Source organism: Eubacterium sp. SB2 (assembly GCF_001244405.1).
Lineage (GTDB): Bacteria > Bacillota > Clostridia > Lachnospirales > Lachnospiraceae > Faecalicatena > Faecalicatena contortus_B.
The window spans coordinates 1,261,778-1,277,512 of the sequence record NZ_LN865153.1 but is presented as its reverse complement, the minus strand read 5'-3'; the positions used below and the strand labels follow the sequence as shown (position 1 = coordinate 1,277,512).

Genomic DNA, 15,735 nt, shown 5'->3' with positions numbered 1-15,735 from the left:
CCCATGATTTCTCGCGCTGGGCCATCCGCATTTATGATTCGGAATCATAAATGCTCCCCACTTTCGCAGCTGGCTGCTTCTTAGAATTTCTTAGGCCTGCTTTAGCAATTCGCAACGGCATATGCGCCCTTAGGAGGCTGGCGGCTATCCCTTTATTTCGCTGAGTGCATCCGATCGGATGTTAAGAGCGTCGATTGGGGAGGGTTATAATAGGGGGTGAAATTTGACATCGTTTTTAGGGATTTTTAAATATTAAAAAAATCGTTGAAAAAATCGACAAAAGATTTAAAAAAGTGCTTGCATATTTGGAAATGGTGTAGTATAATGAAATTCGCTTGTGAAAGCAATATAGAACATGGCTCCATGGTCAAGCGGTTAAGACGCTAGCCTCTCACGCTGGAATCAGGGGTTCGATTCCCCTTGGAGTCATTTAACTAATTACCGGAAATCCTTTGAGAATGAGGGTTCCGGTATTTTTTTGTTCTTAAAATTTCAAAAAGGGGGGCAAATCGTCTGGTAATGTTCAATTTACCTCCCTCTATGTCGAGAAAATACTGCGTTAATGACAGCTCTCCCCCTTAGTTCGTCCCCTGTTTTTGGTAATAGCTGAGAATCATATCCAGCGCGTGGTTTGTACGTTCTGACAGGGCGTATCCGCCCTCGTGGAGACACCAGTCATAGATCATTCCCCTGGTAATTCCCAGGATGTCTTCTGTGATCGCGGCCGGATCGCCCAGAAGGGTGCCGGCGGAGGTCTCTTCCAGCACGGCGTGATAGATCGTCTGATAAAAGAATCGGTCCTTGTTCAGGATATATTTTTCTCTGCTGGACAGCTGATGTTTAAAATACTGGAGTGCGGCCATGGCGCCCATATCTTCCATAGAGCGGGCCTGCCCTGAGATAAGAAAATGGATGGCCTCCAGCGGAGAATCGGGGTGTCCGTTCTTCCAGGCTTCTTCGGACTGCTGGTCAAACAGACGGTAACCCTCGTCCAATATATTCTCCTTGCTTTTAAAATGATGATAAAAGGCGCCTACGGATACCTCTGCCTTATCACAGATATCCTGGACCGTTACGTTTTCATAAGACTTCTCTGCGAACAGAGATACTGCACAGGAGAAAATCTTATGTTTTGTTGCAATTGCCTGTCTCTGGCGGTTAGTCTGTGGCTTCATAAATCCCCCTAATTCGGTATGATACATGCCGTGTCTATGTTGTGTAAATCTTTTTTTAGGATAACACGAGTATTCCCTTTTTGACAAGGCGGTAGTACAATTATAAGTTATTGTGCACACCCTGCCGGCGTGCACAGTAACGGCATCTGCCCATTTAAAGTCGCCTATGGCGAGGTGCAGATGCCCCGAGACCATCACGTCATCGGCTCCGTGCCGTGCAGCGGGGTGCACGGCACGGTCTGAACAGTATCGTTTATAGTCAATTTTAACAAAATAACATTCGGCGAATTGTATTCTGTGTCAATAGATTTGCACCAAATAAAGTGTTATAATTTTAACAGAACTTGTTGAAAAGCTGAAAGGAGTTGTCTATGTCTACAAAGTACAAACATTTATTTTCGCCGATTAAAGTAGGAAACACAGAGGTGCCAAACCGCATTGCCATGATGCCGATGGGTGTGTTTTCACCACGTCTGATGAATCAGAAGACCGGAGCATATACAAAGGACGGCGCGGACTATTATATTGAGCGTGCCAAAGGCGGTACCGGTCTGATCGTGACAGGATTAGTGCCGATTATACCGATTCCGGTAAGAAATCCGGTTAATTTTCCGGATGAATATGTACCTGCGATGAAATATCTGGCGGACGGAGTCCATGAATATGGTTCCAAGGTATTTGTCCAACTGACGGCCATGACGGGGAGAGCAGGGCATATTGAGAACGAAACAGACTGGAAGATGCTTCCGGCGCCGGCGCCGATTCAAAATGTATGGGATCCAACCATAAAGAACAGGGGAATCTCCAAAGAGGAGATTCACAAATACGTTGAAAATTTTGCACAGGCAGCGTATCTGGTGAAACAGGCTGGCTGCGATGGCGTTGAAATCCACGCCGTCCATGAAGGCTATCTGCTGGATCAGTTTGCAATCGGATTCTACAACAAACGTACGGACGAGTATGGCGGCTGCCTGGAGAACCGTTTAAGATTCCCCAAAGAGATCGTGGAGGCCATCAAAGAAAAGTGTGGAAAAGATTTCCCTGTATCCGTGCGCTACAGTGTGCGCAGCTATGTGAAGGATTACAACCGCGGAGCGCTTCCGGGAGAAGAATTCGAAGAAATGGGTCGGGATTTAGAGGAAGGCGTAACAGTTGCAAAAATGCTGGAGGAATACGGTTACGATATGCTCAACTGCGATAATGGAAGCTATGATTCCTGGTTCTGGCCGCATCCGCCGGTGTATATGCCAAAAGCCTGCAACTTAAAGGATGTGGCGGCAGTTAAAAAAGCAGTAAATATACCAGTCGTATGTGCAGGACGTTTTGATGATCCTGAACTTGCCGAAAAAGCAATATCTGAGGGCCAGATCGATATCATGGGCATGGGCCGACCGCTGTTGGCAGATCCGGAGCTGGGCCGCAAGTTCTATGAAGAGCGCCTGGATGACGTACGTCCATGTATATCCTGCCATCAGGGGTGCCTGGGAAGAATCTTCCAGGGCAAAGACATCAGCTGTGCGGTCAACCCGGCCTGCGGTAGAGAAAAGAGCTACGCATTAAAACCGGCAGAGACAAAGAAAAAAGTCATGGTAATCGGAGGCGGCCTGGGAGGCATGGAGGCAGCAAGAGTCTGCGCACTGCGCGGCCATGAAGTAGATCTGTTTGAAAAAACAGGAGAACTCGGAGGCGTCTTTGTAGCCGCAGCAACCCCCGACTTCAAAGACGATGATAAAAATCTCCTGAAATGGTACAAAAAACAAATGAGCGACCTTCCGGTCAATGTACATATGAATACAGAAGCAACAGCAGAAATGTCCGCAGGATACGACGAGATATTCGTAGCAACAGGAGCCAACGAAAGGAAACTGGACACACCGGGATTCGATGCCGAAAACGTCACATACGCCATAGAAACCCTCAGAAGCGCCGACATAAAAGGCGACAACGTCCTAATCGTAGGAGGCGGTCTAACAGGATGCGAGATAGCCTACATGTTAGGCCGGGAAGGCAAAAAAGTAACCATAGTAGAAATGGCCGACACCATCCTGAACGCCTTCGGCCTTGCCGCAGCAAACTACAACATGTTAATGGAACTGCTTGACTACTACAAAGTCAAAGTAATCAAAAACGCAGTAGTCGAGAGCTACAAAGAAGGGATTGCCGTTGTATGTGAAACAGAAAAGAACTATCCGAACGCTGCCAACCGCGCAAAGCGCATGTTCGCCCTCGGCCCGCAGGGAATGAAAGTAAAACACGAAATCCCAGCCGACCACATAGTAGTATCCGTCGGTTATACCCCGGATCAGAACCTATATGAAAAAATCAAAGCAGACAATGTCCACCTAATAGGAGACGCCAAACAGCCCACCAACGTAATGGACGCAATATGGGCAGCCTACGAGTCCGCAATGACAATATAAACCTGTCCAAAAAAATATAACCCTCCCCTAAATACCACCGCCGAAACATCTCCGCCCATCCGCCCCCATCCGCCGCACCCGGCCTAAGATACCGTCGGAGACGGTCATAATTCCTTCTGACAGGATGAGCCAGCCAGGGGCGGAATGGGATGGGGACAGACGGAAGCATCTATGTGTCTGGTATGCATAAAACGAGCTTAGCAGCAGTTAGAGGGAACGCACAAAATCTGCCGGAGAAAAGTTGCTACCGAAGCAACTTTTCTGTACACCTGAGCCGTCTACTCATCAGAGTAGGCGGTGAATGTGTACAGTGCAGGCAGATTTTGTGCGTTTCCTCTTACTGCTGCTTAGCGCAGCGTCCGCATACCAGACACATAGATGCTTCCGTCTGTCCCCGTCCCGTTCCGCCTCTGGCGTCCCCCCTGCCAGCATTAATTATGATTTTTAGATTGTCTTTTCCCCATCAATAAGCTATAATGTAAAAAGATTTGATAACAAACATGCTTACCGGTTTACCCCGGCAAGTCATAGTAGTGAAGGAGGATTATATGTTAGTATCAGCAAAAGAAATGCTTCAAAAGGCAAAGGCTGGCCATTACGCAGTCGGACAGTTTAACATCAACAACCTGGAATGGACAAAAGCAATTTTGACAGCAGCCCAGGAGTGCAGCTCTCCGGTAATTTTAGGTGTATCGGAAGGCGCAGGAAAATATATGACAGGTTATAAGACAGTGGTAGGTATGGTAAATGGGATGATGGAAGAACTCAACATCACTGTCCCAGTTGCACTTCATCTGGATCACGGCAGCTACGAAGGATGCCTGAAGTGTGTGGAAGCAGGATTTTCTTCTATCATGTTTGACGGTTCCCACTATCCAATCGAGGAGAACGTTGCAAAGACAAAAGAGCTTGTGCAGATCGTAAAAGAACACGGAATGTCTCTGGAAGCAGAAGTCGGCTCCATCGGCGGCGAGGAGGACGGCGTGATCGGTAAGGGCGAGTGTGCTGATCCGCAGGAATGCAAGATGGTTGCAGACCTTGGAATTGATTTCCTGGCAGCAGGAATCGGCAATATCCATGGAAAATACCCGGACAACTGGGAAGGGCTGAGCTTTGAGACTTTGGATGCAATCCAGCAGCTGACTGGGGACATGCCTCTGGTGCTTCATGGCGGTACAGGAATTCCGGAAGATATGATCAAAAAGGCAATTGATCTGGGCGTAGCAAAGATCAATGTAAATACAGAATGCCAGTTATCATTCGCGGCTGCTACACGTAAATATATTGAGGCTGGAAAAGACCTGGAAGGAAAAGGCTTTGACCCGCGTAAGTTACTGAAACCAGGTACAGATGCAATTATGGAGACCGTTAAGGAAAAAATGGAATTGTTTGGATCAGTTGGTAAAGCTGAATAAAAATTTTAATTTTTACTTGAATTTCCTGGACGATTGAGGTATACTGACAAACGTAGATACGAACAAGGGCGTTCCAAGATAACTTGGAGTGCCCTTTTACTTTATGGGTATACATAAGCCTTATGCCGGCCCATAAAATAAAGTAATTGAAAACGGGGATTCGCAAGTCTGCCCGGTTCTACAAATTTGAAAAGCGAAGAGAAAGGAAGGATTTATGAGCGCAGAACTAGTCAATGTTGCAGAGATTTTTGGGGAAAATGTTTTTAACGATACTGTGATGCAGGAACGTTTGCCGAAAAAAATCTATAAAAACCTGAAGAGAACGATAGAGGAAGGAAAGGAACTGGATCTTGAAACAGCCGATGTCATTGCACATGAAATGAAGGAATGGGCGATCGAGAAGGGGGCAACTCACTACACGCACTGGTTCCAGCCTCTGACAGGTGTGACCGCCGAGAAGCATGACTCCTTCATTTCAGCGCCTCTGCCGAGCGGCAAAGTGCTGATGAGCTTCTCTGGAAAAGAACTGATCAAAGGAGAACCGGATGCATCCTCCTTCCCGTCGGGAGGGCTGCGCGCTACATTTGAGGCGAGAGGATATACGGCCTGGGACTGTACTTCACCGGCATTTGTGAGACAGGACGCTGCGGGAGCGACACTTTGTATACCGACGGCATTCTGCTCTTATAAGGGGGAGGCACTGGATCAGAAGACACCTCTGCTCCGTTCTATGGAGGCTGTCAGCAAACAGTCTCTCAGACTGCTCCGTCTGTTTGGAAATACGACATCTAAAAAAGTGACTCCATCTGTTGGACCGGAACAGGAGTATTTTCTGGTAGATGCGCAGAAATTCAGACAGAGGAAGGACCTGATCTATACAGGACGTACGCTGTTTGGGGCGATGCCTCCGAAGGGGCAGGAGCTGGATGACCACTATTTCGGAACGATACGCCAGAGAGTTGCATCCTTCATGAAGGATGTCAACGAAGAACTCTGGAAGGTAGGTGTATCGGCAAAGACACAGCATAATGAAGTAGCGCCGGCACAGCATGAGCTGGCTCCCATCTATGCGGAAGCGAATATTGCAGTAGATCACAATCACCTGGTAATGCAGACTCTGAAGAGGGTAGCATGCCAGCATGGCATGAAGTGCCTGCTCCATGAAAAGCCCTTTGCAGGTGTGAATGGTTCCGGCAAGCACGATAACTGGTCCCTGACTACGGACGATGGAATCAACATGCTCGAACCGGGAAAGACCCCGCATGAAAACACACAGTTTCTGATGGTGCTGACCTGTATTCTGAAGGCGGTTAACAGGCATGCAGATTTGCTGCGTGAATCGGCTGCAGACCCGGGAAATGATCACAGATTAGGTGCAAATGAGGCTCCGCCGGCTATCATTTCTGTTTTCCTCGGCGAACAGCTCGAGGATGTACTGGAGCAGCTGGTCAGCACAGGCGAGGCAACACATAGCCTTAAGGGCGGAAAGCTGGAGACCGGAGTGAAGACTCTGCCGGATCTTGCGAAGGACGCAACGGACCGAAACAGAACCTCCCCGTTTGCATTTACCGGAAATAAATTTGAATTCCGCATGGTTGGTTCACGCGACTCTGTAGCTGCCCCGAATATTGTGTTAAACACAATCGTAGCGGAGGCATTTTCAGAAGCATGCGATGTGCTTGAGAAAGCTGACGACTTTGATATGGCTGTTCACGATCTGATCAAAGAATATGCGATAGAAAACCAGAAGATCGTATTCAATGGTGACGGCTACTCAGAAGCATGGGTAGCGGAGGCCGAAAGACGGGGGCTTCCGAACATCAAATCCATGGTCGAAGCAATTCCGGCAATGACGACTGAAAAGGCGGTAACCTTGTTTGAGAAGTTCAATGTCTTTACAAGGGCTGAACTGGAATCACGTGCGGAAATCCAGTACGAAAGCTATGCCAAGGCCATCAACATTGAGGCCCGCACCATGATCGATATGGCGAGCAAGCAGATCATCCCTGCAATCATGAACTATACAAAGACACTTGCAGATACAATTCTTGCAGTAAAGGCTGCCGGGGCAGATACCAGTGTGCAGAGTGAACTGCTTAATGAAGTATCAGCGCTTCTTGTCGAAACGAAAACCAATCTGAAAACACTGATTAAAGTGACGGAAGAAGCAGCAGAGAAGGAAGAGGGCGCTGTACAGGCGAACTTCTATCATTCCGCTGTATTTCCGGCTATGGAAAATCTACGGAAACCGGTAGATGCGCTGGAGATGATCGTGGATAAAGATGTATGGCCGATGCCATCCTATGGCGATTTGATATTCGAAGTGTAAGAAATTCTATAAAAGGATGTAAACAGGGGGCTGCTGCACTGACTGATTCATATCAGCTGTGCACAGCCTCCTTTTTGTGATCTTTTTCCTGATCCGCCATCTAATCTGTCATCTTACGGCTGGAGTCCTAATTTGATTATCTTGCAGTAATCCTCTGCAGAACCTCGGTTTTTAAAGCATTCCAGAATTTCTTTTCCTACCGGATGAAGTTCCTCTGTATCGTAAACAGAAAGTTCTTTTTCAAAGAAGTCGTAAAGAATCCCCGCGCCTTTATCATAGCCTGCTTCTCCAAGGGTTTCCTGGTTTTCCGGACGAAGGAATTTGGAAGAAATCGACTGGCCGTCTACTTTCATCTGTTTCAGTGAATATCCAAGCAGGGAACAGCGGGCCGGGGTCAGACGGTCCATTTTCATATTAACGCCTCCGCGGCGGGCCAGGTATTCCCGGGAAATCCATTCGGCAGCAAATCCAACTTTGTAAATCCCGATGTGCTGGTTGGGGATCAATACATATCTTGTTTTCGGGCAGCTTAGGATCTGCTCTAAAAGATAATTCGCCTGTTTTACCCGCTGCCCGGTCGCAAATGGCCAGTAGGAACCAACTCCCTCGGCGGCAAGCGGAGAGCTTCCGTTAATACTTGGATTATTGTATCCGCGCGGCGCGACCAGACGCCACAGCCATGCAATTGCCGGCGGAATGACCTGCATCAGTCCGAGTATGCCGTAATCCGGATGTTTTGCGGTGGTCGGAGGAGTCCGTACGCCAAAGCTCCGCACATTGACTTCCACCGGGCTGGTGACGATGTTCGGAATCAAGCGGCGCGGTATGATGACCCGGGGGTTCGGGCATGGTTTTCCATCTGACTCAATGGTATGGTCCCACGGAAGACAGGTCGAACGCGGAACAGCCTGAAGATTAAAAAATACCAGCGGCTCCTTAGAGTGAACAGCAATTTTTTCATAAAGCGGATCGCATCCGTATTCTGTAATTCCGTCTACCCGGACAAACCAGCCATCCTCGCCATCTGTAAGCGCCAGTTTCCCACTGCCTGTCTGGATGCGGGGATTGCAGTTCGCCATGTCATCCGTAACCGGCTCGATTGTACAGGTATCGCTCATGGTGATATAGCGTTTATCTCCCGTCAGTGTATTGACGCCAAGAAGGACGCGGCCGTCAGACTCACGGTGCACATCCTGCAGCAGTTCGCTCTTACCGCCTCCGGATGCACCTTCATGCATCATAACCATTTCATTCTCATAGGGCGTAATAATGCGGGCTGCTGAAGCATGGGCCGTTACCCAGCCTTCCTGCTCACCAATGTCAAGAAGTACACTGTAAATCCCTTTTTTGGCAGAAGGGCCGGGATAAAGATTGTAGGAAAATACTTCATGCAATTCGCTGGTACGGCAGTGTACACAGACCTGTCTGCCGTGAAAATGAGTATGCCGGAACGGCGGCGCCACATAGACAATTGCCCGCGGCCTGTACGGTTCTTCTATCGTTCTTGCATTCACAAACGCCTGAAGCTGTGAAACGGCAAATGCAAAAAATGCAGCGTTGCGGGGACAGACCAGCAATGAATTGTAGCCATACTCAACCCCTCCGGCTTTAAACGGTATGATGATTATCTCCTGACCTGAAAGCCACTGAAAAGTCTGCTCTTTGACGGAAGAAAATTCATAACCATAAGCATCTTGAAACCGGAGCTTATCAGTTGGCAGATCATCCCCAATCCGCATAGAATCCGCATCGCGGCGGCGCATATAATCTTCGGCAAAATTGACGGCAGCGCCATTGCGGCAGCGGGCGACCGTGGCTTCCAGCACCATTCTGCCTTCTACATTATAGAGGACTTCAATTTCGTCGGTGTGCTCATTTCCAAAGATTAGTTCAAAGAGCATTTCTTTGCTTTCTGGAATGATCACACTTGGGCTGTTGGAGACAATGTTTTCAAGTTCTTTGGGAAGAATAAACTTTTGAATCAAGGAATGCATAATTTTACCTCCTGACTTTCATATAATATTTTTGCGTATTTGAAATTAGGGTATTTCAGAGTACTTTACCACCTTCCACATAATGCTGTCAATATAAATTTGCAAGTTCTTAACATAAAACTTGCAAAACGAAATTTGAGAATATTGAGAAAACAGATGGATGCCCCGAATATAATCAAATACTTATATCTGATATACAAATATATGTCTTTGATTATAGAAAATTCTGGATTTATAATATGGCTAGCAAATGGAAGTTATGGTTAGGAGGTCTTATATTATGGTTATGACAAAAAATGTGGATGGAATGGAGTGCCGGACTGAGAAGGACTCGATTGGAACGAAGGATATTCCGGAAGGGGTCTACTATGGGGTTCAGTCTCTGCGGGCTGCAGAAAACTTCAGGATTACGGGGCTGTCAATGCATCCGGAGATTATCAACAGTCTGGCGCAGATTAAGAAGGCAGCGGCGATCACTAATTGTGAGGCCGGACTGCTGGATAAACATATTGCTGAGGCGGTTGTAAAAGCTTGTGATGAAATACTGGAGGGAAAGCTGCACAATGCTTTTATAGTAGACCCGATTCAGGGGGGCGCAGGAACCTCCATTAATATGAACGCTAACGAGGTGATTGCCAACCGTGCAATTGAGATATTGGGTGGGCAGAAGGGGGACTATTCCATTGTGCATCCGAATGACCATGTCAACTGCGGACAGTCAACCAACGATGTAATACCTACGGCGGGGAAGATGACTTCTCTGAAGCTGCTCAAGAATGCCAGGAAGGAATTGGAGCGTTTACATAAGGCTCTGCGCGTGAAGGCGGAGGAATTTGACTCTATCGTAAAAATGGGCAGGACGCAGATGCAGGATGCAGTTCCGATCAGGCTCGGGCAGGAGTTCAGGGCTTATTCCGCGGCAATACAAAGAGATCTTAACCGTATGGAAAAAGCGCAGGAGGAGATGCGGACTCTGAATTTAGGCGGGACGGCGATCGGGACCGGTATTAATGCGGATGAAGCATACCTGCGGCGGATCGTTCCGAACCTTGCACAGATCAGCGGAATGGATTTTGTGCAGGCATATGATCTGATCGATGCCACCCAGAATCTGGATCCGTTTGTGGCTGTATCGGGGGCAGTTAAGGCCTGTGCCGTAACGCTTTCTAAAATTGCAAATGACTTCCGTCTGATGTCTTCGGGGCCAAGATGCGGTTTTGGGGAGATCAATCTGCCAGCAAAACAGAATGGTTCTTCCATAATGCCGGGGAAGGTGAATCCGGTCATCCCGGAAGTTGTGAACCAGGTTGCCTTTCTTATTATTGGAAATGATATGACAATCACAATGGCTGCCGAAGCAGGACAGCTGGAATTAAATGCTTTTGAACCGATCGTGTTCTACTGCCTGTTTCAGTCAATTGATACACTGGCATATGCGGTGGAGACTTTTGTGGATAATTGTGTAAATGGGATTACAGCAAACAAGGAACGCTGCAGAGAATTAGTGGATAACAGCGTGGGGATCGTGACGGCTCTCTGTCCTCATGTCGGCTATGCGAAATCTGCTGCACTGGCGAAAGAGGCTTTGAAAAGTAAAGTCCCTGTCAGAAAGCTGATCCTGGATGAGGGATTGCTCAATGAGGCGGAGCTGAATGAAATACTGGATGTGAAGAATATGACAGAGCCCGGGATATCAGGGAAAGAGCTGCTGCTCAAAAAATAAATAGAAGCATAAGGATGCAAAAAGGTGAATCGTACAACAGGATAGACAAATAACAGGTAAAGGAAGAAGAAAGAGGTGTCAGTTATGGATTACGAAAAAGAAGCACTGCATATGCATGAAAAATTCCATGGGAAAATCGAGGTTTGCAGTAAAGTTCCCCTGGAAACAAGGGAAGACCTAAGTACCGCCTATACGCCCGGCGTTGCCCGGCCCTGTATGGAAATACACAGGGATGAGAAAAAAGCATATAACTATACCGCAAAAGGCAATTTAGTAGCTGTTGTAACGGATGGTACGGCAGTGCTGGGACTGGGTGACATCGGCCCGAAAGCAGCGATGCCGGTCATGGAAGGAAAAGCCATCCTGTTTAAAGCGTTTGGAGGTGTGGATGCATTTCCCATATGTCTGGATACGAAAGATACGGAAGAAATTATTGAGACCGTGAAACGCATTGCCCCAGGTTTCGGCGGTATTAACCTGGAGGATATTTGTTCGCCCAAATGTTTCGAGATCGAGCAGAGACTTGAAAAGGAACTGGACATACCGGTTTTCCATGACGACCAGCACGGAACGGCAATTGTAACGACGGCTGCTCTGATGAATGCGCTTAAGGTAGTGGGGAAGAAAATAGACGGCATAAAAGTTGTACTTAACGGTCCGGGCAGCGCAGGCACCGCAATTGCCAAAATGCTGCTTCATGCAGGGGTAAAGCATATGACGATCTGTGACCTGGAAGGGATACTGGCGGAAGGATGTTCCTTTGCCGTTGGGCATAAACTGGAGCTGGCAAGACTTACAAATCCGGAGAAAATCACCGGAACCCTCCAGGATGCAGTCAGGGGGGCAGATGTCTTCATAGGAGTTTCCGCGGGAAACATTTTGACAAAAGAAATGGTGCGCACGATGGCGCCGGAACCAATCGTATTCGCAATGGCAAACCCCACGCCGGAAATCACTTACGAAGATGCCAAAGAAGCAGGAGTAAAAATAATCGGAACCGGACGTTCCGACTACCCGAACCAAATCAACAACGTCCTTGCCTTCCCCGGTCTCTTCAGGGGAGCACTGGACGCAGGCGCAAGAGACATCACCTACGACATGAAGCTGGCAGCCGCCCGTGGAATAGCATCACTGGTAAACGAAAAAGAATTGAACCCAGACTATATCATCCCCTCACCATTCGACAAACGGGTAGCCTCCAAAGTAGCCCAGGAAGTCGCAAAATGCGTTCAAAGAAAAGCTGTTTAAAATAAAACAAAAGAAGGAACAAAATCCCAAAAAGCTATTACCAAACAAAAGATTACAACCACCGTGTATCCAATCCCATCCGCTTCAACCGCAAGAACCTCCTCCAAAAAAGCATATCCATCCTACTGGAAGCACACAGCCTGTGGGGAGCCGGACTTCTGCGGGGCAGGAAACTTCTGGGCACCTTTTCGGAAGGCATAGAGAGCGCCATAGAGCCACTTGATAAAAACCACAGCGGATAGGGAGGATAAATGCTGCTTTCGAAGCAGCATTTAAGCCGGCCTGAGCCGCGCAATTCATCAGAATTGCGGGGTGAATGCCGGTTGGTGCCTCCCTATTCGCTGTGGTTTTATCTAGTGACTCTAGGCAAACGGCCAGCCTTCGAAAAGGAGCCCAGAAGTTTCCTGCCCCGCAGAAGTCCGGCTCCCCAAAGGCGCCCCCCTTTGAATATATTTTTTAATATTTCCACTTGCAATATACCTGGTGGGGGTATATAATGACCTTGGAAAGAGGTGATACAAATGGAAGAGAACAAGGAATGCTGCCACAAGAAAAAAGAACGTTCAGAGAAGGAATATAAGGATCTCGTAAACCGTCTGAACAGGATTGAGGGGCAGATCCGTGGAATAAAAAGAATGGTGGAGAGCGATACTTACTGTACAGACATTCTGATACAGGTGTCGGCAGTTAATGCCGCTCTGAACAGTTTTAATAAAGTACTTCTTGCGAATCATATCAGAACCTGCGTTGCGGATGACATCAGGGCAGGAAAGGAAGAGACGATAGACGAGTTGGTTGTAACTTTACAGAAATTAATGAGATAGGAGGCAGAAGATGGAACAATATTCAGTAACAGGAATGAGCTGTGCAGCCTGCAGTGCCCGCGTGGAAAAGGCGGTCGCTAAAGTTCCCGGAGTTACGTCCTGTTCGGTCAGCCTGCTGACAAATTCCATGGGAGTAGAAGGCGGCGCTTCGGCTTCTGATATTATTGCAGCAGTAGAAGAGGCAGGTTACGAAGCCGCCCCGAAAGTTTCCGGTGACAAATCAGGCGCTTCAACAAAGGCTCCGGCGGAAAATGATCTTTTAAAAGACAGAGAAACTCCAATACTAAAAAAGAGGCTGATCGCATCGCTCTGTTTTTTGGTTCCGTTGATGTATGTATCGATGGGACATATGATGTGGAACTGGCCTGTTCCGGCAGTTCTGGATGGAAATCATGTGGCAATGGGACTGATTCAGCTGTTGTTTACCACGGTAATCATGGTAGTGAACCAGAAGTTTTTCATCAGCGGCTTTAGAAGCCTGTGGCATCGGGCGCCGAATATGGATACTCTGGTCGCGCTTGGCGCGGGGGCCTCATACATCTACAGCACCTATGCGCTGTTTGCAATGACTGATGCACAGATGCACGGCGATATGGCTGGGGTGATGAACTACATGCATGAGTTTTATTTCGAATCAGCGGCTATGATTCTGACCTTGATTACCGTAGGAAAAATGCTGGAAGCACGATCCAAGGGCAGAACCACAGATGCGCTTAAGAGCCTGATGAAACTGGCGCCGAAGACAGCGATTGTTCTGCGCGGAGAAGCAGAGACAGTGGTATCCATTGATCAGGTAGTAAAAGGGGATATCTTTGTAGTAAGACCCGGGGAAAATATACCGGTGGATGGTATTATTATAGAAGGAAGCAGTGCAGTAAATGAGTCTGCTCTGACCGGAGAAAGCATTCCGATTGACAAAGCTGCAGGGGATCCGGTATCGGCAGCAACGCTGAACCACTCTGGTTTTATCAAGTGTGAGGCGACCAGGGTCGGTGAAGACACCACACTTTCCCAGATTATTCAGATGGTCAGCGATGCGGCGGCAACAAAGGCGCCCATTGCCAAGGTTGCAGACCGGGTATCCGGTGTATTTGTGCCGGTGGTTATTGCGATTGCAGCATTGACAATTCTGATATGGCTGTTTGCCGGGCAGACCATCGGCTTCGCTCTTGCAAGAGGAATCTCCGTACTGGTTATCAGCTGCCCATGTGCCCTGGGCCTGGCGACGCCGGTTGCGATCATGGTCGGCAACGGTATGGGGGCAAAGCATGGGATCATGTTCAAGACAGCGGTTTCCCTTGAGGAGACCGGAAAGATGCAGATCGTGGCACTTGATAAAACCGGGACAATAACAAGCGGTGAGCCCAGAGTAACAGATATGCTTCCGGCAGAAGGCGTGAAAGAAGAAGAGCTCCTGGCTATGGCTTATGGGCTGGAGAAAAAAAGCGAACACCCCCTGGCACGGGCTGTCCTTATGCTTGCAGAGGAGCGGGACATACAAAATGTCCAGGAGATCACAGACTTTCAGGCGCTCCCGGGCAATGGACTTTCCGGCAGAATGGACGGAGATCTTCTGACAGGAGGCAGCTTCAAGTTTATCAGTGAGAATACCAAAGTTCCGGAAGCAATGAGAAAGAAGGCAGAACAGCTGGCCGAAGACGGAAAGACACCGTTATTCTTCAGCCGCAGCAATCAGCTCATTGGCATCATTGCAGTAGCAGATGTTATTAAGGAAGACAGTCCCCGGGCTGTCAAAGAATTACAGAACATGGGGATTCATGTGGTAATGCTGACCGGTGATAATGAGCGGACAGCGAAGGCCATCGGTCGTCAGGCCGGAGTGGATGAGGTGATCGCGGGCGTACTGCCGGACGGCAAGGAAAACGTGATCCGTTCTCTGAAGCGTAAGGGCAGAGTCGCCATGGTGGGAGACGGAATCAATGATGCACCCGCACTGACCAGGGCGGATATCGGAATTGCCATCGGCGCTGGTACAGATATCGCAATCGATGCGGCAGATGTAGTCCTGATGAAAAGCCGCCTGAGCGACGTGCCGGCTGCAATCCGGTTAAGCAGGGCTACCCTCCGGAATATCCATGAGAATCTATTCTGGGCATTTATCTACAATGTCATTGGAATTCCGCTGGCAGCCGGTGTCTGGTTCCCGCTGCTCGGATGGAAATTAAACCCCATGTTCGGTGCAGCCGCAATGAGCCTGTCAAGCTTCTGTGTAGTAACAAATGCACTCAGGCTTAACTTATTTAAAATGTATGATGCAGCGAAAGATAAAAAAATAAAAATCAAAAAGAAAGAGGAGGAAACAACGATGCAAAAAACTATGAAAATTGAGGGTATGATGTGCGGACACTGTGAGGCCAGAGTAAAGAAGAGCCTGGAGGCGCTTTCACAGGTGGATGAAGCGGCAGTAAGCCACGAGTCAGGAACCGCAGTCGTAACCTTAAGTGCAGAGATCTCAGATGAAGAATTAAAAAAGACAGTAGAAGATCAGGACTATAAAGTACTGGAGATAAAGTAAACAGAAACTTAGGAACAGCTGGAAAATGATGATAAAACAGAGGGATTAAGCTGATATATAATCTCTGGTGT

9 protein-coding genes and 1 tRNA gene are annotated in these 15,735 nt (G+C 48.1%); 8 read left to right on the top strand and 2 right to left on the bottom strand.

Going from position 1 to position 15,735, the window contains the following annotated elements; all coding sequences use genetic code 11:
* Nucleotides 1-357 precede the first annotated feature (357 nt).
* Nucleotides 358-429: transfer RNA gene (locus BN1938_RS18065), tRNA-Glu, on the top strand.
* A gap of 149 nt (nucleotides 430-578) precedes the next feature.
* On the opposite strand, the gene BN1938_RS18060 is transcribed toward BN1938_RS18065, so the two are convergent.
* Nucleotides 579-1,175, bottom strand: a complete 597-nt coding sequence (locus BN1938_RS18060) for a TetR/AcrR family transcriptional regulator (RefSeq protein ID WP_050641877.1) — start codon at nucleotides 1,173-1,175, stop codon at nucleotides 579-581.
* A gap of 371 nt (nucleotides 1,176-1,546) precedes the next feature.
* Between BN1938_RS18060 and BN1938_RS18055 the strand changes: the two genes are divergently transcribed.
* The 3 genes from BN1938_RS18055 (at nucleotide 1,547) to BN1938_RS18045 (ending at nucleotide 7,339) form a co-directional block, all read left to right on the top strand.
* Nucleotides 1,547-3,595: an oxidoreductase gene (locus tag BN1938_RS18055; RefSeq protein WP_050641876.1), complete on the top strand. Its 2,049-nt coding sequence runs from the start codon at nucleotides 1,547-1,549 to the stop codon at nucleotides 3,593-3,595.
* Between the two features lie 548 nt (nucleotides 3,596-4,143).
* Complete coding sequence (gene fba / locus BN1938_RS18050) at nucleotides 4,144-5,010, top strand: class II fructose-1,6-bisphosphate aldolase (protein WP_050641875.1); 867 nt, start codon at nucleotides 4,144-4,146, stop codon at nucleotides 5,008-5,010.
* A gap of 214 nt (nucleotides 5,011-5,224) precedes the next feature.
* A complete protein-coding gene (locus tag BN1938_RS18045) occupies nucleotides 5,225-7,339 on the top strand; it encodes a glutamine synthetase III family protein (protein WP_050641874.1) in 2,115 nt (704 codons plus the stop codon).
* A gap of 113 nt (nucleotides 7,340-7,452) precedes the next feature.
* Here BN1938_RS18045 and BN1938_RS18040 read toward each other — a convergent pair whose 3' ends face one another.
* Entirely contained in the window at nucleotides 7,453-9,333 is a 1,881-nt protein-coding gene (locus tag BN1938_RS18040) for a DUF4914 family protein (protein ID WP_050641873.1), read from the bottom strand.
* Nucleotides 9,334-9,613: 280 nt separating this feature from the next.
* Between BN1938_RS18040 and BN1938_RS18035 the strand changes: the two genes are divergently transcribed.
* From BN1938_RS18035 to BN1938_RS18020, 4 genes are all read left to right on the top strand, one after another.
* Nucleotides 9,614-11,056 carry an aspartate ammonia-lyase gene (locus BN1938_RS18035; RefSeq protein ID WP_050641872.1) on the top strand — a complete coding sequence of 481 codons (1,443 nt, stop codon included), beginning with the start codon at nucleotides 9,614-9,616 and terminating at the stop codon, nucleotides 11,054-11,056.
* Nucleotides 11,057-11,140: 84 nt separating this feature from the next.
* The gene (locus BN1938_RS18030) at nucleotides 11,141-12,304 is read left to right on the top strand and encodes an NAD(P)-dependent malic enzyme (protein WP_050641871.1); all 1,164 of its coding nucleotides are present in this window, start codon (nucleotides 11,141-11,143) and stop codon (nucleotides 12,302-12,304) included.
* A gap of 521 nt (nucleotides 12,305-12,825) precedes the next feature.
* The gene (locus tag BN1938_RS18025) at nucleotides 12,826-13,128 is read left to right on the top strand and encodes a metal-sensing transcriptional repressor (protein ID WP_050641870.1); all 303 of its coding nucleotides are present in this window, start codon (nucleotides 12,826-12,828) and stop codon (nucleotides 13,126-13,128) included.
* 10 nt (nucleotides 13,129-13,138) lie between these two features.
* Nucleotides 13,139-15,664: a heavy metal translocating P-type ATPase gene (locus BN1938_RS18020; protein WP_050641869.1), complete on the top strand. Its 2,526-nt coding sequence runs from the start codon at nucleotides 13,139-13,141 to the stop codon at nucleotides 15,662-15,664.
* Nucleotides 15,665-15,735 lie beyond the last annotated feature (71 nt).